This window comes from Pseudomonas sp. B12(2026) (genome assembly GCF_057767015.1).
This window is the reverse complement of record NZ_CM173430.1, coordinates 2058627-2081198: the sequence shown is the minus strand read 5'-3', so window position 1 is coordinate 2081198 and position 22572 is coordinate 2058627. Positions and strand designations below refer to the sequence as shown.

Annotated in this window: 21 protein-coding genes; 9 read left to right on the top strand and 12 right to left on the bottom strand. The window is 69.9% G+C overall.

Annotation, left to right across the window (positions count from 1 at the left end; all coding sequences use genetic code 11):
• Positions 1–3: 3 nt before the first annotated feature.
• Both AC3B6A_RS09775 and greB read left to right on the top strand, forming a co-directional pair.
• Positions 4–2505, top strand: coding sequence for an ABC transporter permease (locus AC3B6A_RS09775; RefSeq protein ID WP_488402355.1), 2502 nt, complete (start codon positions 4–6; stop codon positions 2503–2505).
• A 41-nt stretch (positions 2506–2546) separates the two neighbouring features.
• Positions 2547–3044 (top strand): transcription elongation factor GreB, encoded by a 498-nt coding sequence (gene greB, locus AC3B6A_RS09770; protein ID WP_488402354.1) that lies wholly within the window; start codon positions 2547–2549, stop codon positions 3042–3044.
• A 111-nt stretch (positions 3045–3155) separates the two neighbouring features.
• On the opposite strand, the gene AC3B6A_RS09765 is transcribed toward greB, so the two are convergent.
• Complete coding sequence (locus tag AC3B6A_RS09765) at positions 3156–3476, bottom strand: hypothetical protein (protein WP_488402352.1); 321 nt, start codon at positions 3474–3476, stop codon at positions 3156–3158.
• Positions 3477–3669: 193 nt separating this feature from the next.
• Here AC3B6A_RS09765 and thpR point away from each other — a divergent pair, with 193 nt between their 5' ends.
• Entirely contained in the window at positions 3670–4188 is a 519-nt protein-coding gene (gene thpR, locus AC3B6A_RS09760) for an RNA 2',3'-cyclic phosphodiesterase (protein WP_488402350.1), read from the top strand.
• On the opposite strand, the gene AC3B6A_RS09755 is transcribed toward thpR, so the two are convergent.
• Positions 4174–5058, bottom strand: coding sequence for a LysR family transcriptional regulator (locus AC3B6A_RS09755; protein ID WP_488402348.1), 885 nt, complete (start codon positions 5056–5058; stop codon positions 4174–4176). The genes thpR and AC3B6A_RS09755 overlap by 15 nt on opposite strands.
• A 93-nt stretch (positions 5059–5151) precedes the next feature.
• Here AC3B6A_RS09755 and AC3B6A_RS09750 point away from each other — a divergent pair, with 93 nt between their 5' ends.
• Positions 5152–6180 carry a YeiH family protein gene (locus AC3B6A_RS09750; protein ID WP_488402347.1) on the top strand — a complete coding sequence of 343 codons (1029 nt, stop codon included), beginning with the start codon at positions 5152–5154 and terminating at the stop codon, positions 6178–6180.
• Positions 6181–6238: 58 nt separating this feature from the next.
• Here the strand turns inward: AC3B6A_RS09750 and AC3B6A_RS09745 are convergent, their stop codons facing one another.
• Together AC3B6A_RS09745 and AC3B6A_RS09740 are read right to left on the bottom strand one after the other, a co-directional pair.
• On the bottom strand, positions 6239–6673 hold the full coding sequence (locus AC3B6A_RS09745) for a DoxX family protein (protein WP_488402346.1): 435 nt from the start codon (positions 6671–6673) through the stop codon (positions 6239–6241).
• A gap of 117 nt (positions 6674–6790) precedes the next feature.
• Complete coding sequence (locus AC3B6A_RS09740; protein ID WP_488402344.1) at positions 6791–8215, bottom strand: MltF family protein; 1425 nt, start codon at positions 8213–8215, stop codon at positions 6791–6793.
• 225 nt (positions 8216–8440) lie between these two features.
• Between AC3B6A_RS09740 and AC3B6A_RS09735 the strand changes: the two genes are divergently transcribed.
• The 5 genes from AC3B6A_RS09735 to AC3B6A_RS09715 all read left to right on the top strand — a co-directional run bounded on the left by AC3B6A_RS09735 (position 8441) and on the right by AC3B6A_RS09715 (position 13486).
• Positions 8441–9241 (top strand): TatD family hydrolase, encoded by an 801-nt coding sequence (locus AC3B6A_RS09735; protein ID WP_488402343.1) that lies wholly within the window; start codon positions 8441–8443, stop codon positions 9239–9241.
• A gap of 136 nt (positions 9242–9377) precedes the next feature.
• Positions 9378–10856 (top strand): methyl-accepting chemotaxis protein, encoded by a 1479-nt coding sequence (locus tag AC3B6A_RS09730; RefSeq protein WP_488402341.1) that lies wholly within the window; start codon positions 9378–9380, stop codon positions 10854–10856.
• 113 nt (positions 10857–10969) lie between these two features.
• On the top strand, positions 10970–11329 hold the full coding sequence (locus tag AC3B6A_RS09725) for an Mpo1-like protein (RefSeq protein ID WP_488402339.1): 360 nt from the start codon (positions 10970–10972) through the stop codon (positions 11327–11329).
• Between the two features lie 82 nt (positions 11330–11411).
• Positions 11412–11915 (top strand): putative pterin-binding protein, encoded by a 504-nt coding sequence (locus AC3B6A_RS09720; RefSeq protein ID WP_488402337.1) that lies wholly within the window; start codon positions 11412–11414, stop codon positions 11913–11915.
• Positions 11915–13486: a GGDEF domain-containing protein gene (locus AC3B6A_RS09715; RefSeq protein ID WP_488403557.1), complete on the top strand. Its 1572-nt coding sequence runs from the start codon at positions 11915–11917 to the stop codon at positions 13484–13486. The genes AC3B6A_RS09720 and AC3B6A_RS09715 overlap by 1 nt, the downstream gene beginning before the upstream one ends.
• On the opposite strand, the gene AC3B6A_RS09710 is transcribed toward AC3B6A_RS09715, so the two are convergent.
• From AC3B6A_RS09710 to AC3B6A_RS09675, 8 genes are all read right to left on the bottom strand, one after another.
• A complete protein-coding gene (locus tag AC3B6A_RS09710) occupies positions 13483–14283 on the bottom strand; it encodes an acyl-CoA thioesterase (protein WP_488402336.1) in 801 nt (266 codons plus the stop codon). The two genes, AC3B6A_RS09715 and AC3B6A_RS09710, sit on opposite strands and share 4 nt — an antisense overlap.
• A gap of 126 nt (positions 14284–14409) precedes the next feature.
• Positions 14410–15180 carry a CHAD domain-containing protein gene (locus tag AC3B6A_RS09705; protein ID WP_488402334.1) on the bottom strand — a complete coding sequence of 257 codons (771 nt, stop codon included), beginning with the start codon at positions 15178–15180 and terminating at the stop codon, positions 14410–14412.
• A gap of 75 nt (positions 15181–15255) precedes the next feature.
• A complete protein-coding gene (locus AC3B6A_RS09700; RefSeq protein ID WP_488402332.1) occupies positions 15256–17244 on the bottom strand; it encodes a transglutaminase TgpA family protein in 1989 nt (662 codons plus the stop codon).
• The gene (locus AC3B6A_RS09695) at positions 17241–18194 is read right to left on the bottom strand and encodes a DUF58 domain-containing protein (RefSeq protein ID WP_488402330.1); all 954 of its coding nucleotides are present in this window, start codon (positions 18192–18194) and stop codon (positions 17241–17243) included. Before AC3B6A_RS09695 ends, AC3B6A_RS09700 begins: the two co-directional genes overlap by 4 nt.
• Before the next feature lie 9 nt (positions 18195–18203).
• Entirely contained in the window at positions 18204–19121 is a 918-nt protein-coding gene (locus AC3B6A_RS09690; RefSeq protein WP_488402328.1) for an AAA family ATPase, read from the bottom strand.
• Between the two features lie 322 nt (positions 19122–19443).
• Complete coding sequence (gene pyrF / locus AC3B6A_RS09685) at positions 19444–20142, bottom strand: orotidine-5'-phosphate decarboxylase (protein ID WP_488402326.1); 699 nt, start codon at positions 20140–20142, stop codon at positions 19444–19446.
• A 92-nt stretch (positions 20143–20234) separates the two neighbouring features.
• A complete protein-coding gene (locus AC3B6A_RS09680) occupies positions 20235–21155 on the bottom strand; it encodes a response regulator (RefSeq protein ID WP_488402324.1) in 921 nt (306 codons plus the stop codon).
• Between the two features lie 2 nt (positions 21156–21157).
• Entirely contained in the window at positions 21158–22273 is a 1116-nt protein-coding gene (locus AC3B6A_RS09675) for a sensor histidine kinase (RefSeq protein ID WP_488403556.1), read from the bottom strand.
• Positions 22274–22572 lie beyond the last annotated feature (299 nt).

The window sequence follows — 22572 nt, the reverse complement described above, 5'->3', positions numbered from 1 at the left end:
CCGATGAAGTCACTGTCGCTGCCCAACCTGTTCCGCCTGTCCCTGCGCCAGCTGTGGCGCGAGGGGCGCAGCGGCGAACTGCGGGTGCTGTTCTTCGCCCTGCTGATCGCCGTGGCGGCCGGCTCCGCCATCGGCTACTTCAGCGCCCGGCTGAATGCGGCGATGCTGGTACGCGCCGCCGAATTCCTCGGCGCCGACCTGGTGCTCAGCGGCACCCAGCCAGCCCGCCAGGAGCAGATCGACAGCGGCCTCGAGCTCGGCCTGCAGCACGCGCGCAGCGTCGAGTTCTCCAGCGTGGTGGCCACCGACCAGGGCATCCAGCTCAGCAGCGTCAAGGCGGTGGGCGACAGCTACCCCCTGCGCGGCGAACTCAAGAGCGCGCCTGCGCCGCTGCAGACCGAAGTCGCCGGCGGGCGGCCGCAGCCGGGGGAAATCTGGGTCGAATCGCGCCTGCTGGCGAGCCTTGAGCTGAAAGTCGGCGACAGCGTCGACATCGGCCGCCAGAGCCTGCGCATCGCCCGCGTGCTGACCTACGAGCCGGACCGCGCCGGCGACTTCTACAGCCTGACGCCACGGGTGCTGATGAACCTCAAGGACCTGGACGCCACCGGCGTGGTGCAGCCCGGCAGCCGCGTGCGCTACCGCGACCTGTGGGGCGGCACGCCCGAGGCGCTGCTGGCCTATCGAAAAGCGACGAAGGACGGCCTCGCCGCCAACCAGCGACTGCAGGACGCCCACCACGGCAACCGGCAGATCGGTGACGCCCTCGGCCGCGCCGAACGCTACCTGAACCTCGCCAGCCTGGCCGCCGTGCTGCTTGCCGGCATCGCCGTGGCGCTCTCGGCCAACCGCTTCGCCACCCGCCGCTTCGACGCCAGCGCGCTGCTGCGCTGCCTCGGCCTGTCGCGCCGGCAGGCCCTGCTGCTGTACGGAAGCCAGCTGCTCACGCTGGGACTGGCCGCCAGCCTCTGCGGCGCCCTCCTCGGCTGGCTCGCGCAGCTCGGCCTGATGCAACTGCTGGGCAACCTGCTGCCGCCGCGTATTCCCGAAGCCGGGATAGTCCCCGCGCTGGCCGGCATCGCCACCGGCCTCGTCGCGCTCGCCGGCTTCGCCCTGCCGCCGCTGGCCGCGCTCGGCCGCGTGCCGCCGCTGCGGGTGCTGCGCAGCGACCTGCTGCCGGTGCCGATGCGCACCTGGATGGCCTACGCCTGCGCACTGATCGCCCTGGGGCTGATCATGTGGCGCCTGAGCCTGGACCTGAAACTGACCCTCGCCCTGCTCGGAGGCGGCGCCATCGCCGCGGCGATCCTCGGCGTCATCCTGCTGCTCGCGCTGCGCGGCCTGCGTAGCGCGCTGCAGGGCGCCAGCCTGCCCTGGCGCCTGGGCCTCGGCCAGTTGCTGCGCTACCCGCTGGCCGCCGCCGGACAGAGCCTGGCCTTCGGCCTGATCCTGCTGGCCATGGCGCTGATCGCCCTGCTGCGCGGCGAACTGCTGGACACCTGGCATTCGCAGCTGCCGCCCAACGCGCCGAACCATTTCGCACTGAACATCCTCCCCGCCGAGAAGGACAGCTTCGAGCAGCGGGTGAAGGCGCTGTCGCCCAACGCCGAGGACCTCTACCCGATGGTGCCCGGCCGCCTGGTGGCGGTGAACGGCCAGCCGGTCCACGCGATGAGCGAGGACATTCGCAGCGAACGCGCCCTGCAGCGCGACCTCGGACTGACCTGGTCGGCGCGCCTGCCGGCGGGCAACCAGGTCGTCGCCGGCCAGTGGTGGCGGGCGGGCGGGCACAACGAGCTGCCCGGCGTGTCGGTGGAGGAAAAGCTCGCCGGCAACCTCGGCCTGAAAGTCGGCGACCGCCTGAGCTTCAACGTCGCCGGGCAGACCCGCGAGGCCCAGGTGCGCAGCCTGCGCGCGGTGAAATGGGACAATTTCCAGCCGAACTTCTTCATGGTCTTCGAGCCCGGCACCCTGACCGACCTGCCGGTAACCTACCTGACCAGCTTCTACCTGCCGGCCAGCCGGGAGCGCGACCTGATCGAACTGGCGCGCGCCTTCCCGACCGTCACCCTGCTGCCGGTGGACGCGCTGCTCGCGCAGCTGCGCAGCATCCTCGACCAGGTGACGCTGGCGGTGGAATACGTGCTGGTGTTCGTCCTCGCCGCCGGCTTCGTGGTGCTCTTCGCCGGCCTGCAGGCCACCCTCGACGAGCGCCTGCGCCAGGGCGCCCTGCTGCGCGCGCTGGGCGCGGAACGCCAGTTGCTGATGCGCGCCCGGCGCAGCGAGTTCGCCCTGCTCGGCGCGGTCAGCGGGCTGCTGGCGGCGCTGGGCTGCGAGCTGATCAGCTACCTGCTCTACCGGCTGGTCTTCGACCTGCCGTGGAGCCCGCATCCCTGGCTGCTCGCGCTGCCGGTGCTGGGCGCCGTGCTGGTCGGCGCCGCCGGGCTGCTCGGCACGCGGCGTGCGCTGAGCGTCAGCCCGTTGCGCCTGCTGCGCGAGGGCTGATCGGGTAGACTCCCCTCATCGTCCCCGTCACCCCGGAAGCCATGAGCCGTTATCGTCCGCCCCGCCCCGCCGGCACCCCGCTGATCACCCCCGAAGGCGAAGCGCGCCTGCGCGCCGAGCTGCACGAACTGTGGAACGTCCGCCGCCCGCAGGTCACCCAGTCGGTGAGCGAGGCGGCGGCCCAGGGCGACCGCTCGGAAAACGCCGAATACACCTACGGCAAGAAGATGCTGCGCGAGATCGACAGCCGCGTGCGCTTCCTGCGCAAGCGCCTGGAAAACTGCAAGGTGGTGAGCGAGCGCCCGGCCGACCCGAACAAGGTGTACTTCGGCGCCTGGGTCACGCTGGAGGACGAGGACGGCGAACAGGCGCGCTATCGCATCGTCGGCCCGGACGAGCTCGACCTGCGCAACAACCACATCAGCATCGACTCGCCCCTGGCCCGCGCGCTGCTGGGCAAGGAGCTGGACGCCGAGGTGATGGTGCGCAGCCCGTCCGGCGAAAAGATGTGGTTCGTGATCGAGATCGAGTATCCCTGATCGTCGCCGAACCCCGCGCCTCTCTTTGACGGCGCCGTAGGACGCTTGCGTAGGAGCGGACCTTGTCCGCGAATGGCGCCCGCAGGCGCCGCTACAGGAAGCGAGAAAGAATCAGAACGCCGGCGGACGGCGAGTGATCAGCCCCTGCCGGGCCACGCGGGTCAGCTCGCGCACGGTGGATTCCAGCTGCTCGGCAGTGGGCGCCTGGACGACGGCGAAGTCGAAGCTGTCGGAAGGAAAGCGGGCGATGTCGGCGACGGTTTTGGCGAACTGGATCAGGAAGGTGCGCGAACCGTTCCAGCGCTTGGGCCAGCCTTCCAGGTATCGGACGAGGGTGGGCTGGTGATGGCCGCCCAGGAGAATCTTCGGGTTGCGACGTACCAGGCCGGTGGTGATGGGGGCCAGGCGCACATGCGGGGTGGGACAGGTCATGGTGTCATGTCTCCGCCTCTGGGGTCCTGCTGGACGCGGCGAGAGGCACACCGAAACCAGCGCTTTAGCGGTATTTCGATGTCGGCTTCGCCGCATCCGCGCCCCGCAAGTTGCTACTTAAATCGGCGCTGAGCGGCATCCTAGATAAGGCCCGGCGATACTGTCAAGGCAACTTCAGTCGAGGAAACCCTTCATGAGCACACCCCCGCTGCGGCTGTTCTTCGCCCTGCCCTGTCCGCCGCCGCTGGCGGAGGCGATCTGCGCCTGGCGTGCCGGCCTGCCGCTGGACGGCCAGAGCGTCGCGCAGGCCAACCTGCACCTGACCCTCGCCTTCCTCGGCGCCATCCCGCGGGGCCGCAAGGCGGAGCTGCTGGCGATCGGCGCAAAGCTGCCACGCCGTGCCTTCACCCTGCAACTGGACCACCTGGCGCGCTGGCGGAACGGCATCCTGCACCTGGCGCCGAGCCAGGCGCCCGGCGAACTCCACGAGCTGGTGCAGGCCCTGCACGAAGCGCTGCAGGCCAGCGCCTTCGAGGTCGAGCAGCGGCCGTTCCACCCGCACCTGACGCTGGCACGCCACGCCCACAGCCTGCCGGCCGCGCAGCCGTCCTTCGAATGGCCGGTCCGCGCGATCACCCTGTTCAGCTCGGAAAACGGCCCCAGCGGCGTGCGCTATCGTCCGCTCGGCGAGTGGCCGCTAGACCACGCCTGACTGCGCGTAGTCGAGGAAGCGGCGCAGCCCCGCCGTGGGGAACTTGTCGATGTGCAGCGCGCGGAAGAAGGTGCGGCGCAGCGGCCCCAGCGGATTGTCCAGGCGCACCAGCTCGCCCCGCGCCAGCTCCGCCTGCACCACGCGCTGCGACAGGCAGGTGATCCCCGCCCCGCGCTCCACCAGATGCTTGATCGCCTCGGCGTTGCTGATTTCCAGCGGCGCATTCACGCTGCCCAGGCGCGGCAGCACCTGCTGCTCGAAGGTGACCCGGGTGCCCGAGCCCGCCTCGCGCAACACCCAGCGCGCCACCGCCAGGTCCGCCAGCCGGACCTGCCGGGCCCGCGCCAGCGGGTGGTCCGGCGCGGCCACCAGCAGCAGCTCGTCCTCGGCCCAGGGCGTGAGCTGGATCTGCGGATGCTGGATCGGCGCCTCGACGAAAGCGACATCCAGGCGGAATTCGGCCAGCGCCTCGATCACGTCACGGCTGTTGGCCACCTGCAGTTGCAGGCGACTGTCCGGCAGCTCGGCGAGAAAACCCGCCATCACCTGCGGCAGCAGATAGCCACCGATGCTGCGGCTCGCGCCCAGGCTGAGCTGCACCGGCGCGGACTCGAACAGCTTCTCCAGCTCCTCGCCCTGGGCCAGCAGCGCGCTGGCCTTCGGGTAGAAGGCGCGGCCGTTGTCGTTCAGCGCCAGGCGCTTGCCACTGCGGTCGAACAGCCGCGTGCCCAGGGCCCGCTCCAGTTCCTGCAGCGCCTGGCTGGCCGCCGACTGCGAGAGGGCGATGCGCGCGGCCGCCTGGGTGACGTTGCCCAGCTCGGCGATGGCGGCGAAGGTCGCCAACTGGCGAAGGGTGATGCGCGGGGCCATATCGATAAAACCGGTCAACTCAATAAGAACAACCCGTTTTTACACTAAGCGAGTCGGCGGCACCATGGCTTCACCTTACACAAGGAGCCTTCGATGAACGTCTTCCGCCGCCTGCCCATCTACCTCCCCGGCGCCCTGCTCTGCCTGGCCATCGCCTTCGCCTCGCGCCGGCTGATGGAGATTCCCGCGCTGCAACAGCTGGGCCTCGGCAGCCTGACCCTGGCGATCCTGATCGGCCTGCTGGCGGGCAACCTCGGGCTGGCCCGCTTCGGCGGCCTGCGTCCCGGCGTGGAGCTGTCCCGCCAGCGCCTGCTGCGCCTGGGCGTGGTGCTCTACGGCCTGCGCCTGACCTTCCAGGACATCGCCGCCCTCGGCCCGGCCGCGCTGGTGATCGACGTGCTGATGGTCGCCAGCACCCTGGGCGTGGCCTGGTGGCTCGGCGAACGCTGGCTCAAGCTGCCGCGGGAAAGCGCCCTGCTGATCGGCGCCGGCAGCGCCATCTGCGGCGCCGCGGCGGTCATGGCGAGCAGCCCGGTGCTCAGGGCGCGCGCCGGGCACACCGCCGTCGCGGTGGCCACGGTCGTGCTGTTCGGCACCCTGGCGATGCTGCTGCACCCGATGCTCTACGCGGCCCTGCCGAACCTGTTCGGCAGCCAGCAGGCGTTCGGCGTGTTCAGCGGCTCGACCATCCACGAAGTCGCCCAGGTGGTCGCCGCCGGCCGCGCCATGGACCCGGCCGCCGCCGACGCGGCGCTGATCAGCAAGATGCTGCGGGTCCTGTTGCTGGCGCCGGCGCTGCTGATCCTCGGCCGCCTCGGCAGCGCCGAAGCCGCCGGGCCGGGCGCGCGCCGCACGCTGCATATCCCCGGCTTCGCCGTGGCCTTCCTGCTGGTCACCGGGCTGCGCTCGCTGGGCTGGGTGCCGCAAGGCTGGCTGGCGCCGCTGCAGCAGCTGGACGACGTGATGCTGGGCATGGCCATGGCCGCCCTGGGGCTGGCGACCCGTCTGGGCGACCTGCGCCAGGAAGGGCCGAAGCCGCTGCTGCTGGGCGCCGGGTTGTTCGTCTTCCTGCTGGTCGGCGGCGGGCTGATCAATGGCGGCGTGCAGTACCTGTTCCACTGAAGCAAAGAAAAAGGGCGGACACCGAGGTGTCCGCCCTTTTGTTTTTCGCCGCCGGCGATCAGCTGGACAGCTTGCGGTCCAGGGAGAACGGACCGGCGCCGCTGATCAGCAACGCGACGCTGATCATGGTCAGGGTGAAGGCGTATTCGAAGCCGTTGGCGGTGATGAAGAAGCCATTGGCCAGGTGCACGCTGAACACGGCGACCAGCATGGCGACGATCAGCGGGATGCTCGCCAGGCGCACCAGCAGGCCGAGGACCAGGGCCAGGCCACCGAAGAACTCGGCGCTGCCGGCCAGGGTGGCCATCAGGTAGCCCGGGGTCACGCCCAGGGATTCCAGCCAGCCCGCCATGCCCTGCAGACCCGGGCCGCCGAAGGCGCCGAAGAGTTTCTGCGAGCCGTGCGCCATGAAGGTCAGGCCGGTGGTGATGCGCAGGACAGCGAGGCCGGCGCCGGCGTTGGTGGTCATGATGGATTTGATCAGCGAGTTCATGTTGAGTCCTTGTGCAGTGGGAGGTTGACCACAACCGTGGTGGCTTGGGGATCAATATAGACAATTATTCCGATATAAAAAGCGCAAAAACACACTGATAACTATCGAATTAATTAATCACTTCTTGATCGCCGCCACGCGCTCCCGTGGCTCCAGGCCATCACGCTCACGCTGATAAGCAAGATAGTACTTGTTGATGCTGCTGACATAGTTCACCACGCCCATGCCCAGCTGCTCGGCCGCCACCCGCTCGACCTGGAAGAACCACTGGTTCGGGTCGAGCCCCTGCCGCCGCGCCTCCGCGCGCAGGCTCTGGATCCGCTCGGGGCCGGCGTTGTACGCGGCCAGCACGAAGGCCATGCGGTCGCGCTCGCTGATCCGCGGGCTGGAGAAGTAGCGCTTGCGCAGCATCGCCATGTAGCGGCTGGCGGCCTGCACGTTGCTTTCCTTCTGGTGCACGGTGTCCACGCCCACGGTGCGCGCCGCAGCGGGGGTGATCTGCATCAGGCCGGTGGCGCCGCCGGAACCGCGCGCGCTGGCATTGAGGTTGGATTCCTTGAACGCCACCGCCGCCAACGCCAGCCAGTCGAGGCTGTTCTGCTCGGCGAAGCGCTGCAGGGTCGGGCGCACCGCTTCCAGGCGCTTGCGGTCGGGGGCCACCAGCGGGTTGCGCACCTGGTAGGCGCGCCGGTAGAGGCGCTGGAAGGCGCTGTCCTGGTCGGCCGGCGGGCGATAGTCCTTGAGGAAGCTGTTGACGCTGGCGCTGAGCATCGGCGCATCGCGGCGCACGTACCAGGTCATGCTCTCGGTGTTGTCCAGCACCAGGTGGCGGTCGATGCGCAGCTTGGTGAAGACCTTGGCCCAGCGCTCGGCGATGGGCTGCTCGACCACGGTGTAATTGAAGATGCCGGCCTGGACCATCTCCAGCACGTCTTCCACGGCCAGCGAGGAGTCGGTCCACTCCAGCACCAGCGGCGCCATCCGGCGCTGGGCCAGGCGCTCGTTGACCCGCTGCACGGCCTCCCCGGCCGCGCTGCCGGCCGGCAGGGTGACGGTGCGGCCGGCGAGCTGTTCCAGGCGGACGAAGCGGCGGTTGCCCTGGCGGGTCACCAGCACCAGCGGAACGTCTTCCTTCCACGGCAGGCTGGCGCTGACCTTCTGCCCGTCGCGGGCCAGCAGGACCTCGCCGGGCGCGACCAGATCGCCCTCGCCGCGCTGCAGCGCACCGAGCAGTTGATCCTTGGCCTTGGGGATGAATTTGATGGTGAGCGGCTTGCGGCCCTGGGCGGAGTCGTTCAGGTATTGCTCGAAGGCGCGCAGGCGGCGGTATTCGACGCCGATGGGTTCGCCCTTGATCTCGCCGGAGCTGTTGCGGCTCTGGTTGACCAGGACGCGGAGCACGCCGCCGGCGCGGATGCTCGCCAGGTCATGGCGGTTGTCGCTCTCCTGCTCCCAGTTTTCCGGCTGGGTGGTCAGGCGCGCAGCCGCCGGCAGTGGCATCAGGGCCACCAGGCACAGCATCAGCAGCAACAGTCGCGTCATCCAGCTCTCCAGGGGGTTCGCACACGGCACCGGCCCGATCAGAGCGCGGCGTTGACCGCAAGTTCCCGGCCGCCGAGGGCGCGCGAGGGTCTCACAGCAAGGGCCGAATGCCAACCCAGAATTCCGGAAGCACTTTCAGAAGTGTCTTCAACTATCTGTTTTTGAAGGTTTTTATTGAAAAACAGAGGTTCTGCTATGCTGCTCGCCCGAACCAAGGGAAGCACCATGCAACTGATCGACATCGGCGTCAACCTCACGCACCCGAGCTTCGCGGCGGAACGTGAAGCCCTCGTCGCCCGCGCCATCGAGGCCGGCGTGGTGCAACTGGTGCTGACCGGCACCAGCCTGGACGACAGCGAACAGGCCCTGGAACTGTGCCGGCAACTGGACGAAAACCAGCGGCTTTACTGCACCGCGGGCGTCCACCCGCACGAGGCCAGCCACTGGAACGGCGACAGCGCCCGCACCCTGCGCGGCCTGCTGAAAGAGGAGCGGGTACGCGCCGTCGGCGAATGCGGGCTGGACTTCAACCGCGACTTTTCACCGCGCCCGCAACAGGAGAAAGCCTTCGAGGAACAGCTTGCCCTGGCGGTCGAATTGCAGCGCCCGGTGTTCATCCACGAACGCGACGCCGCCGAGCGCCTGCTGGCGATCCTCAGGGAGTTCCGCGACCGCCTGCCCGCCGCCGTGGTGCATTGCTTCACCGGCGAGCGCCGCGCGCTCTACGACTACCTGGACCTGGACCTGCACATCGGCATCACCGGCTGGATCTGCGACGAACGCCGCGGCACCCACCTGCAGGAGCTGGTCAAGGAGATCCCCGCCGGCCGGCTGATGCTGGAGAGCGATGCGCCCTACCTGCTGCCGCGCACCCTGCGGCCCAAGCCCAGGCACGGCCACAACGAACCGGCCTACCTGCCGGAAGTGCTGGCCTGCGTGGCCCGGCACCGCGGCGAAAGCCCCGAACAGGTTGCCGCCGCCAGCACCGATTGCGCGCGGCGCTTCTTCAACCTGCCAAAGGTGTGAAACCGCTCTCAAGATTACTCCCCGGCGGCCGTTAACCCGGGTGTGAAAGGCGGCTTGATCCCCATCAATGGCCAGCCTTCACCTTATTCACGACAATAATGTCGCCTTGCCACTATTGACCGACAAGAAGACAACCATGGCCGCCTGGATTCGCAACATCTCCCTCAAGTACAAGTTCTGGGCCGTAAACGCGGTCGCCTTTGTCACCACCCTGCTGCTGGTGCTGTTCGCCATGCACCAGGAGCTCGATGCGCGTAACCAGCAGGCGCGCCAGGGCGCCGAAGCCCAGGCCCATCTGCTGCAGGACTGGCCTGCCACCACGCCGCTGCCGGGCAGCGAGACGCTGGTGAGCTTCGCTGCCGGCAGCGCGCCGCAGATCCCCGGGCTGGACGCCTCCGCCCTCGCCCGCGCCAACGGCTGGGTCGACCTGGGCGGCGCCGAAAGCCGCCTCGGCCCGCTGGCCGGCGCCTACATCCAGCCCCTGGGCAGCGGCCAGCGGGTCGCCGTGCTGGCCCCCGGCGCCAACATCTGGAGCGTGTTCGAGCACCGCGCGCCGGCCTACGCCATCGCCGTGATGGTGCTGATGCTCGCGCTGCTGGCCGCCTCGCAGCTGCTGATCCGCTTCATCCTCACCCACCTGCTGACCCTGCGCGACGTGATGCTGCACGTGGAGAAGAGCGGCGACCTGGCCGCCCGCGTGCCGCTGGAGAGCCGCGACGAGGTCGGGCAGATGGCCACTGCCTTCAATGCCATGCAGGCCGGCTACCAGCGCGTGGTCGGCACCGTCGCCCAGGCCGCCGGCCGCCTCGACGAAGGTGCGCGCAGCCTCGCCAGCACCATGGGCCAGGTGCGCCAGGGCATGCTCGGCCAGCAGAGCGAGACCGACCAGGCCGCCACCGCGATCAACGAGATGTCCACCACCGTCCACCACATCGCCCAGCACGCCGCCGACACCCGCGACCAGTCGCAGGAAGCCGATCGCCTGGCGGGCAACGGCCAGCAGGTGGTCGGCCGCGTCGGCCAGTCCATCGCCGGGCTGTCCCAGGGCGTGCAGCAGACCGCCGAGATGATCCAGCAGCTGGCCCAGGACAGCCACAAGATCAGCAGCGTGGTCAGCGTGATCCACGGGATCGCCGAGCAGACCAACCTGCTCGCCCTCAACGCCGCCATCGAAGCGGCCCGCGCCGGGGAAATGGGCCGAGGCTTTGCGGTGGTGGCGGACGAAGTGCGCAACCTGGCCAAGCGCGTGCAGGACTCCACCGACGAGATCACCCAGATGATCAACGCGCTGCAGTCGGGCACCCGCGATGCCGTGGAGTTCATGCAGGAGAGCTCGCTCAAGGCCGACGGCTGCGTCGAGGAAGCCCGCGAGGCCGGCGAAGCCCTGGCGGCCATCGCCTCGGCGGTGGCGCTGATGCGCGAGAGCAACACGCAGATCGCCGTGGCCGCCGAGCAGCAGAGCCAGGTCGCCGAGGAAATGACCCGCTCGGTGGTGGGCATCCGCGACGTCACCGAGCTCACCGTGCAGCAGACCGTGGACTCGGCCGGCACCAGCCATCAGCTGGCGGACCTCGCCGGCGAGCTCAGCCGGGCGATCCACCAACTGCGCCTGTAACCCCTATCGGACACATAGCCGGCGCCGATTGGCCGCCCCTTCCGGGCACGACCTAGACTTGCAGATACAGCGCCCGCCTTCGCGGCGGGCCGGTTTCCGCACGGAGAGTGTCCATGGCCAAACGTCATCCCAACCTGCTCGCCTGGCAATGGCGGGGTTACGCCGCCAACCACCGCAATCCCACCAACCTGGCGCTGCACATCATCGCCGTGCCGCTGTTCATCCTCGCCGCCGTGATCCTGGTCAGCGGACTGATCCAGCTGCACCTGAGCAGCGTCGCCCTGGGCGTGATCGGCATCGTCGCCTCGCTGGCGATCCAGGGCCGCGGCCACCGCCTGGAAGAACAGCCGCCGGAACCCTTCAGCGGCCGCAAGGACGCCATCGGCCGGCTGCTCGCCGAGCAATTCGTCACCTTCCCCCGCTTCGTGCTCAGTGGCGCCTGGTGGCGCGCCTGGAGAAATCGCAAGCGATGACAGCAGGTATGGCATTTCGGCCATTCAAGTCAGACGGGTATTCGCCGATATAATCGACGAAATTACGTCACGAGCTGTCCAGATGTCGGTTTTCAGTCATTTTATTGGCGTTCTGGCCTGCCTGATTATTGGCAGCCAGGTGTCGGCGAACCCGTCCGTTACCCAGCCCACCGAACGCAACGTCCTCACGCTGGAGATCGCCGGCCAGCCCGAGGCGATCCGGCGCCTGTCCATCCAGGCGCTGGAGCGCCTGCCCCAGCGCACCTACGCCGCCATGCTCCCGGAGGAGAGCCGCATCTCCCAATGGCAGGGCGTGCCGCTGAGCCTGCTGTTCGATGAGGCGCGGCCGGGCGAATCGAAACGCCTGCGCGTCGACGCCCTGAACGACTACTCCGAGCTGATCCCGCTGAGCGACCTGAGCGCCTACGAGCCGATCCTCGCCTATCGCCGCGATGGCCATTACATCGGCATCAGCGAGCGCGGACCGCTGTTCATCATCTATCCGCTGGTGCTCCATCCCGAGCTGCGCACCCAGCTGTACTTCAACCGGACCGTCTGGCAGGTCAGCCGCATTACCCTGGAGTGATCGCCTTGCCCCCTCAGACTCCCGCGCAGCGTCCGCGCCGCCTGACCTTCGTCATTCTCTGCGGCCTGATCGCAGCGCTCACCCTCGGCGCCTGCGTGGCCCTGCTGCAGGTCAATCTGCATGCCCGCAAGCTGGCGCATCCCAACGCGCACAGCGAACTGTGGCAGGCCTACCAGCTGCACGCCGAGCTGGAACGCTCGCTGGACACCGCCCGGGCCGTGCTCGACGAGCGCGCCGACAGCGATGCCCTGGCCATCCGCATCGAAGTAATGGTCAGCCTGCTGGCGCCGCTGCGCACCACCACGGTGTTCCGCCACCTCGCCGAACCGCGCGCGGAGATCGGCGAAACGCTGGCGCAACTGGAAGCGCTCAGCACGGACTGGGCCCGGCGCGCTCCCTGGGGCCAGCCGGCGGCGGCGCGGACGATCGCCCGGGAAATGCTGGACCGGCTGCCGGCGCAGCTCGAACCGACCCACGACATCATCGTCGCCACCAACATCGCCCTGACCAACCAGCTCGACGACGAGCGCCAGGACCTGCAGCGCGCCTTCATCCTGCTCACCTGGGTGCTCGCCGGCCTGGGCCTGTGCTGCGTGCTGCTGATCCTGCGGGTGCTCGCCAACTCGCGGCGCAGGCGGCGGCTCGGCCAGCGCCTGAACGAACTCAACCAGTCCCTGGAAAGACGCGTGGAGCAACGCACCCGGGAACTCAGGGACGGCAAGGCGCTGCTGCGCTACATCCTCGACACCAGCCCCAGCGACGTGGCGCTGCTCAACGACCACGACAGCCACGCCTACTACGTCAGCCCGCGCCTGCTGCAACGCACCGGCGCGGACGACCAGAGCTTCGACCTCGCCCGCCTGTTCGACGACCCCGACGAAGAGAGCCGCTTCCGCCAGGCGCTGGGCGAAACAGGCCAGCTGGACGGCTGGGAAACCCGGCTGGCCGGCAACCCGCCCTACTGGGCGGTGATCTGGGCGCGCCAGCTGGACATCGGCGGGCAGAGCGCCTCGCTGGTGTGGAGCTTCGACATCCAGCAGCGCAAGGCGATGGAGCAGGAGCTGCGCCTGCTCGCCAGCACCGACCCGCTGACCGGCCTGCAGAACCGCCACGCCTTCGTCAAACGCGGCGTCGCCCTGCTCAAGGGCGCCCAGCGCTACCAGCGCCAGTGCTCGGCGCTGATGCTCGACATCGATCATTTCAAGCGGATCAACGACAACCACGGCCACGCCTTCGGCGACGCGGTGCTCAAGGCCGTGGCCGGGGAGCTCGCCCACGGCCTGCGCGAGGTGGACCTGCTCGGCCGGCTGGGCGGCGAGGAGTTCGCCGCGATCCTTCCGGAAACCGATCCGCAGCAGGCATTGCAGCTCGCCGAGCGGCTGCGCAATGCCGTGCAGGCGCTGTCCTTCACCTGCGAGGATGGTAGCCGCCTGCGCCTCACCCTGAGCATCGGCGTGGCCGAGCGCCTGCCCGGCGAAGTGCGCCTGGAAGACCTGCTGGCCCGCGCCGACCGCGCCCTCTACCGGGCCAAGGCCGGCGGGCGCAACCGCACCGAGCGGGCGCCGGGCTAGCCGAAGATGGTCGCTGTCTGCCGGCTGATCGCCAGCAGGCGGCCGTCCGGCGCCCAGCAGTGCGCGGCGATGTGGCCGTAGCCGTCACGCGCGTGCTCGATGGTCGCCCGGTACTGGCACCAGCCATCGACGGGCATCCGCGGCTGCGGCTGGATGAACTCGATGGTCCAGGTCAGCGAACTGGACGGCGCCGGGCTCTTCAGGTGCGGCAGGGTCGCCGGCGGCCAGGCGTCGATCAGCGCCAGCAGGTGCGAAACCTCCAGCGCGGCGTCGCCCGTGCCGTCCCCGCGAAAACGCATCCAGCCGCCCATCTCGACCTCGCGGCTGGAAGAGAACGGCATGTGCCCGCGCGCCCAGCGCATGGCGATGTGCTGGGTGAAGGCCGGCATCAGCTTGCGGATGAACGGCAGCTCCTGGCACTGCTCGGGCGCCTGGAAGCCGGGCGGGGGCAGGTTCTCCACCGCGACGCTGGAGCTGCGCGACTCGCCGAAGCTGCCCTGCACCAGCGCCACCACCTGGCCGTTCTGCACCGCGCGGCAGAACACCTGGCTCACCGACTTGCCCTCGCGCAGGGCTTCGGCCTCGAAGCTCACCGGCGTTTCCACCTCGACCGGGCCGACGAAGGTGATCGCCAGCGAGCGCACCGGGCGCCCCTCCAGGGTCACCGCGCGCATCGCCTCGTAGGCCGCGGCGGCCACCAGCCCGCCGAAGCTAGCCCGGCCCTGCGCCCAGGTCGTCGGGATGACCACGGAACGCGGCGCGGCGCGCACCGCCTGAAGCATTTCGGTGAAAGTCATGGATCGCTTCCAGTGTGGGATCAGGCAGCGATCTTAGGCCGGCGGCCGGCGCCGGCACACCATCCAAAGCGCTGTTCGCCGCGCGGGAAATGGCGCGCCATCAACGCCCTCTATCGGATCGGCGCCCTAGAGGTGCCGGCCCAGGGCCTTCTGCAGGGCGTCCAGGCTCTCGTCGGCATCGCGCTCGGCGAGATCGTGGCGGGCGTTCCAGTGCGGCTGCAGCGGCATCAGGTCCAACTCGCGCTCGCTGCGGATCAGCCACTGCTCGTAATCGTGCCACTCGCCCAGGGCCGACTGGGCGTCCTTCAGCGGGGCGAGCAGGCGCTGCGGCACCGCCGACTCCGCGGGGTAGGCCTCCAGCGAATAACGCACGCGCTTGATCAGCAGGCGCAGGCGGTGACGGTCGTGCGCGGGGTCCTTGAGCGCCAGCAGCAGCTTCCGCCACTCCTTCGCCAGGCGCTTGCGCACCTTGTCGTGCAGGCCGCCCAGCACGCCGTGGCGCTGCGCCGTGCGCCACAGCTGCGGCCAGCCGTCCAGGCGCATCAGCAGGCGATCCCACTGCGGGCTGGCGAGCAGCACGATGTAGCCCGACAGCAGCGCCGGACGGCGCAGCGCCACGGCCTGTGCGTGCCCCTCGGCCTGCAGCACCGGCAGCAGCACCTCCAGGTCGCGCAGCGGCCCGCTCAGCCGGCCCACCTCGCCCAGCGACTCCTCCAGCTCATCGATGCCCGGCATCCCGCGCACCGCGTGCAGCAGGCTGCGCAGGCGGCGCACGGCGATGCGCAGATCGTGCAGGGCCTCGGGATCGGAGCCGGCGCTCAGGCGGGCAGAGGCGGAGAACAGCGCGACCTCCTGCTCGATCAGATGGCTCACCAGGTAATCGCTGAAGGTGGACACGGCAGGCTCCGCGCAGGGGGATGAGTTATCAGGTTAGTTGGCGCACCGCCGCCGGCAAGTGACCGCGGTCATGCCTCAGCGGCGCCGCCAGCGCCACGGCAACTCACGCCGCAGCCGCGCCAGATGCGCGCGCAGCGCCGGGAGATCGGCCGCGACACCGGCATAGCGCTGCGCCTCGAACGCCTCGCTGTAGGCGCGGATCGCCTCGGCCTGCGCCGGCAGGGCGCGCATGGCGCGGTGGCTGAAATCGCGGTGCCCCTCGCCGGCTCCGCGCCGCAGCCCGTGGGGCATCAGCAGGTGCTCGAAGCGCTCGAAACTGCGCAGCTGCGCATCCCGCCGGCGCCGCCAGGGCTTGAACAGCCACGCCGCCAGCGCGCCGAGCAGCAGCGCCCCACCGCCCGCCGTGAGCAGCGCGATCCAGGGACTGTCGACGGAGCCGAACCAGCGGCGGATCAGCTCGCCCTGCTGGTCGCCCTGGTAGCCCAGCACCCAGCGCTGCCAGCCGTAGTTGACCTGATCCCAGGCCAGGCGCAGGTCGTTGAGCAGGCCGAAGCCCCGGTAGCGCAGGGGCGAGAACGGATCGCCGGCGAGGAAACTGCCCTCGCCGCTCATCGCCTGCTCCAGGCCCAGCTCGATGCGCGCGGGCGATACCGCGCCGGTCGGGTCGACCCGCGTCCAGCCGCGGTCCGCCTGCCAGTACTCCACCCAGGCATGGGCGTCGAACTGGTGCACCAGCAGGTAGTTGCCGGCGGGGTTCAGCTCGCCGCCCTGGTAGCCGGTCACCACCCGCGCGGGAATCCCCGCCGCGCGCAGGACGAAGGTCATGGCGCCGGCGTAGTGCTCGCAGAAGCCGGCGCGGGTATCGAAGAGGAAGCCGTCGATGCGCTCGGCCCCCGTCCCCGGCGGCTTGAGCGTGTAGGCGAAGGGTTGTTCGCGGAAGTGCCGCAGCATCGCCTGCACCAGCGCGTCAGGCTGCGAATAGCGCTCGCGCAGCTCCAGCGCCCAGGCCCGCGCGCGCGGGTTGCCGGCGGCCGGCAGGTTCAGGTCGAGGCGGCGGGCGCGGCGGTCGTCGCCTGGTTCGAGCAGGGCGTCCGGCCAGGACATCGCCTCGTACAGCAGGCTCTGGCGTACCCGGGCGCGGCGCTCCAGGCGGAAGTCGCCCATCAGCCGGGCATCGTTGAGGCCGTCCTGCGCCACGTCGAGCACGAACAGCCACGGGTGGTCGCTCGGCTCCATGACCACCTGGTATTCCAGCGCCGTGCCGCGCCGCTGCCACTGCGGCGGCGGCGCATCGCGGCGCTGCACGGCCTGGGTCCAGCGCTCGCCGTCGAAGTTCTCCAGGGTCAGCGCGCGCCAGTACAGCTGCGGGCGCGGCGGCGTCGGCCCGTCGAAGCGGACGCGGAAGGCCAGCGCGCTGGACTGGCTGAGTTCCACCATGTCGCCCGGCATCATCGAGTCGCTCAGGCCCGTGGTGGCCTTGCCGCCCGGCATCGGCAGCGACCACAGCGGCCCCATGCGCGGGAACAGCACGAACAGCAGCAGCATCAGCGGCAGCGCCTGCAGCAGCAGGCCGGCGGCCAGGCGCAGGGTCGAGCCGGGGCGCGCACCGAAGCTGCTCTGCTGCAGGCCGATCAGCGCCGCCAGCAGCGCCGTCACCGGCAGCAGGCTGAAGGCGGCGGCGAGGATGTCGTCCTGGAACAGGTAGCTGGTCACCACCGCGAAGAACCCGAGCAGGATCAGCACCCAGGCGTCGCGCCGGGTCTTGAGCTCCACCAGCTTGATGACGAAGGCGGCGATCAGCAGCACCACGCCGGCATCCAGGCCGACCAGCGAGCCGCGCGAGTACCAGACGCCGAGCCCGGCGGCGCCGACCAGCGCCAGCTTGGCCAGGCCGCTGGGGTAGTTGGCGCGCATGCGGAACACCTGGATGCGCCAGAATGCGCAGCCCAGCCAGAGGCCGACGATCCACAACGGCAGGTGTTGCAAGTGCGGGAGGATCACCACCGCCTGGGCCACCAGCAGCCAGGTCAGCGCCACCCGCGGGATGGACTGCGCGGTGTTCATGCGCGCTCACCGAACAGGGCGAGCGCGCGCAGGCAGGCCTCGCGATGGGCATCGCCGCTGGCCACCGGCAGCTGCACGCCCGGCAGGCGCAGGCCGAACGGCTGCTGGCGCAGCGACAGCTGCAGCACCCAGTAGCACAGGCGCGACAGGCGCCCTTCGAGATCGCCGCCGAGCAGGCTGAAGTCCAGCCAGAGATTGCGTCCGGCCAGCGCGGAGAAATCCTTCACCAGCAGCCCCTGGCCCCGGGAATAGGCTTTCCAGTGCAGGCGCCGGCGCGAGTCGCCGGGCTGATAGGGGCGCAGTCCCTGGAAGTCGTCGACGCCCTGGCCGCTGGGCCGCACGCCCTCCTCCTCGGCAGCCGCCGCGCCGCTCTCCAGCGGCAGGTCGCTGGCGAGGGGATGCGGGTAGACCAGCCCGGCCTGGTCCAGGTCGAGCCAGCTCCAGGCCACCAGCAGGCCGAGCGGGAAGCGGCTTTCCACCCGCAGGCGGCCGGGACGCAGCCAGCCGCGCCGCTGCGCGGGCTCATCCAGGCGCAGTTCGGCGGCGCCGTCGGCCGGCACGTCGGCGAAGTGCAGCTGCTCCGCCGTCCAGCCGATGCCGATGGCCTGGCGCGCGTGGCCTTCCGCATCCAGCCGCACGCGAAAGCCCACCTGCTCGCCGACGAACACCGGCGTCGCGCCCAGCGCGGTCAGGCGCAGGCCGCCGAGGTTCCGGTAGGTGTGCAGGATGGCGACGATGAACAGCGACAGCAGCAGGAAGGTCAGGCCGTAGGCCAGGCTGTTCTGGTAGTTGATCGCCGTCAGCAGCAGCAGCGTCAGCGCGACGCCGAACGCCGCGCCCTGGCGGGTGGGAATGATGAAGATGCGCCGCTGGTTGAGCTGCAGCGACGGCGACGGCGGAATCCGCCGGGCGATCCAGCTCTGCCACAGCGGCCTGACCCTGACCAGCATGGCGGGCCCTCAGAGCGCCGGCACTTCGCGCAGCAGCCACTGCACCAGCGCGCCGCCGCCGTGCCCGGTGGGGTCGGCCTGGTCGCGCAGGCGGTGGCCGGCCACCGCCGGCAGCACCGCCTGCACATCCTCGGGGATCGCGTAATCGCGCCCGGCGAGCAGCGCCCAGGCGCGCGCGGCGGCGAGCAGCCCGAGGCTGCCGCGCGGCGACAGGCCGAGGGCGAACGCCGGCTGGCTGCGGGTGGCCTCGACCAGGCGCAGCACGTAATCCACCAGCGCATCGCTGGCGCGCACCGCCAGCACCTCGCCCTGCAGCGCCAGCAGCTCCTTCGGGTCGAGCATCGGCTCCAGCCGCGGCAGCAGGTCGCGGCGCGCCTCGCCCAGCAGCAGCGCCTTCTCCGCCGCGCGGCCGGGGTAGCCCAGCGACAGGCGCATGAGGAAGCGGTCGAGCTGGGATTCGGGCAGGGCGAAGGTGCCGCCCTGGGTCACCGGGTTCTGCGTGGCGATGACGAAGAACGGCTCGGGCAGCGGGCGGGTCGCGCCCTCGATGGTCACCTGCCCCTCCTCCATCGCCTCCAGCAGCGCGCTCTGGCTCTTGGGGGTGGCGCGGTTGATCTCGTCGGCCAGCACCAGCTCGGCGAAGATCGGCCCCGGATGGAAGACGAACTGCCCGGTGTCCCGGTCGAACACCGAGGTGCCCAGCACGTCGCCGGGCAGCAGGTCGGAGGTGAACTGGATGCGCTGGAAGCTCAACCCCAGCACCCGCGCCAGGGCGTGGCTGAGGGTGGTCTTGCCCATGCCGGGCAGGTCTTCGATGAGCAGGTGGCCGCGCGCCAGCAGACAGGTCAGGGCCAGGCGCACCTGGACCTCCTTGCCGAGCAGAACGTGGTCCACCGCCTTCAGGCAATTCTCCAGCTTGGCGCGCATCCCGCCCCCTAGTCCGAGGAAAACTCCGATCCTACTGGCCCCGCGCCAAGCGTCATAGCTCCGGACACATTTCGTCGGAATTCCTGTGACCCAGCGCGTGCTTCCGCCGAGGCTGGCGCTCCAGCAGCAATCTGGAGGTCCGTCCAGGGCAGGGGCTTTTGATCTCGTAGGAGCGGACCTTGTCCGCGAAACGTTCCGCGCGCGCCGATATTCGCGGAGAAGCTCCGCTCCTACGGATACTGGCGAGTTCGGCGCTGTAGCGCGCGGTGCAAGAACGACAAAGCCCGCATCGAGCGGGCTTCGTCATATCCGGCGAAGAGCCTCAGGCCAGGCTGGCGACGATGTCGCGCAGGGCCTTGCCCGGGTCGGCGGCCTGGCTGATCGGGCGGCCGATCACCAGGTAGTCGGAGCCGTTGTCCAGCGCCTGGCGCGGGGTGAGGATGCGGCGCTGGTCGTCCTGGGCGCTGCCGGCCGGGCGGATGCCGGGGGTGACCAGTTGCAGCGACGGGTGCGCGGCCTTCAGCGCCGGGGCTTCCTGGGCGGAGCAGACCAGGCCGTCCATACCCGCCCTTTGGGCGAGACTGGCAAGCCGCAGCACCTGCTCCTGCGGCTCGACGTCGAGGCCGATGCCGGCCAGGTCCTCACGCTCCATGCTGGTCAGCACGGTCACGCCGATCAGCAGCGGCTTCGGGCCGTTGAAGGCGTCCAGGGTCTCGCGGCAGGCCGCCATCATGCGCAGGCCGCCGGAGCAGTGCACGTTGACCATCCACACGCCCATCTCGGCGGCGGCCTTCACGGCCATCGCGGTGGTGTTGGGGATGTCGTGGAATTTCAGGTCGAGGAAGACTTCGAAGCCGCGGCTGTTCAGGGTCTCGACGATACCGGCGGCGCAGCTGGTGAACAGTTCCTTGCCCACCTTCACCCGGCACAGTTTCGGATCGAGCTGGTCGGCCAACGCCAGCGCGGCTTCGCGGGTGGGGAAATCCAGGGCGACGATGATCGGGGACTGGCAGGCGGACATGGGCTCTCTCGCGGGGTTCGAAAAAATCGGCGCGCATTGTCGCAGAAACGCGCCGACTTCCGTAGCCCGCCCGGCAGGAATGCGCCGTCGCCTCAGGCGCTGAGGCGCTCGCGCAGGCGCCCGAGCATGCCCAGCAGGCTGCCGACCTTCTCCCGCTCGCGCTCCTCGCGCGGCACCTCGGCGATGCGCGCGACCTTCTGCTCGGGCTGCGCGCGCCACAGCAGCGCCTGTTCGGCGGCGGCCTTCAGGCCCTTTTCGAACAGGCCGCGGCGGATCGGCTTGGGCAGGTAGCGGAAGATCTGCGCCTGGTTGATCAGCGCCAGCAGGTCCTGGGTATCGCGGAACGGCGTGACGACGATGCTGAGCAGGCGCGGATGGGCCTGGGCCAGGGACTTGAGCAGCGGCGCGGTGTCCTCGCCGGCGAGCTTGAGGTCGCTGACCAGCACGTCGATCGGCTCGCTGTTCAGCCGCAGGATCGCCTCGGCCAGGTTGCGCGCGCTGTGCAGGCGGTGGTTGCCGGCGGCGCAGAACTCGCCGACGCAGGCCCGGGTTTCCGGGTCGTCGTCCAGCAGCAGCACGTTGAGCGGCGCGACCAGCCGGCTGATGGCTTGCGGGTCGACCGCCGGCGGCGCCTGGCGCTGGGCGATCTCCGCCGCCTGGCGCAGGGTGAAGGCCATTTCCTGCGGGTCCCAGGGCTTGGTCAGGTAGCGGAAGATGCCGCCGCTGTTGAGCGCGTCCACCGCCGCATCCAGGTCGGAGTAGCCGGTGAGGAGGATGCGCAGGGTGTCCGGGGCCAGCTCCCGCGCCTGGGCGAGCAGCTCGGCGCCGGTCATCTGCGGCATGCGCTGGTCGCTGACCAGGATGTCCACGCGCTCCTCGCGCAGGCGTTGCAGGGCCTGGCGCGGGTCGGTCTCCACCAGCACCTGGTAATGGCGGCGGAACTGCATCGCGAGGCTGCGCAGGATGCGCTCCTCGTCGTCGACGAAGAGGATGCGGACAGGCTGCTGGCTCATGTTCAGGCGCTCCGTTTCAATTCGCTGTCCTGCGCGAGCGGCAGGCTGATGAGGAATCGCGTGCCGCGTCCGGGTTCGGACGCCACGCGGATGCGGCCGCCATGCTCCTGCACGATCTTGTAGCTGATCGACAGGCCCAGGCCCGTGCCCTGCCCCACCGGCTTGGTGGTGAAGAAGGGATCGAAGATGCGCGTGCGCACCTCCTCGTTCATGCCTTTGCCGTTGTCCTGCACCGAGAGGTGCACGTGCGTATCGTCGGCCCAGGATTTCACCTGGATCAGGCCGAACCGCTCCATGGCCTGGGCGGCGTTGGTCAGCAGATTGAGCAGCACCTGGTTGATCTGGCTGGCGGCGCAGGCGACCTTCGGCAGCTCGCCCAGTTGGGTCGCCACTTCGGCCTTGTCCTTGATGCTGTTGCGGGCGATCAGCAGCGCGCTGCGCACACAGTCGTTGAGGTCGACGTCCTCATTGCGGGCGCGGTCCAGGCGGGCGAAGTCCTTCAGCCCGCCGACCAGCTCGCCGATCTGCGCGAGGCCGAAATCGGTGTCGCCGAACAGCTGGTCGAGGTCGCCCACCAGTTGCTCCAGCGCGGCGGCTTCGCGGGCCTGCTCGAACGCGGCGCGGGCGCGGGCCAGGTACTCGGGGTCGCAGGCCGGGTCGTCCAGGCACTCGTTGAGCAGGGCCTGGGTCTCGGCCAAGTCGAGCAGCGGGATCAGCAGTTCGCGCAGCAGCGCGACGTTGTTCTTCACGTAGCCCAGCGGGGTGTTCAGCTCGTGGGCGACGCCGGCGACCATCTGGCCGAGGGAGGCCATCTTCTCCGACTGCACCAGCTGTGCCTGGGATTCGCGCAGGTCCTGCAGAGCCCTGTGCAGCACGCGGTTGCGCTGGCCGACGCGCTGCTCCATGGCCTTCAGCAGGTCGAGCACGGTGCCGAGGCCGAGGTAGCGGCCCTGCTCGTCCACCAGGAGGAAGTCCTCGGTGATCGGGTAGCTCAGCTGCGCGGTGACCTGCTGGGCGGCGGCTTCCAGGCTGAGGTCGGAGCGTACCCTGATCGGCGCGGGGTTCATCACGTCGCGGACCTGGCGGCGGCCCCAGAGGTCGCGGCCGAAGCGCTGCATGAAGATGTCCTGCAGGCCGTAGCGGCTGACCAGCCCCTGCGGCATGCCGGCGGCATCCACCACCGGCAGCGAGAGAAAGGCGCGGTGCTCGGCCACCAGGAAGCGGTCGGCGACGTCGTTGACGCTCAGTTCCGGGGCCAATGGCGCTACCTGACGCAGCAGCTCATGCAGGGCGCGGGTGGTCATTGGCGAATCTCCGGTCGCAGGAATGGCCAGCAGTAGAGCAACGGCAGATTGCCATCCTGTGACAGTCGTCGCGCGGCCAGGAAACTTCATGGGCCTGTCATTTCCCCGTAACA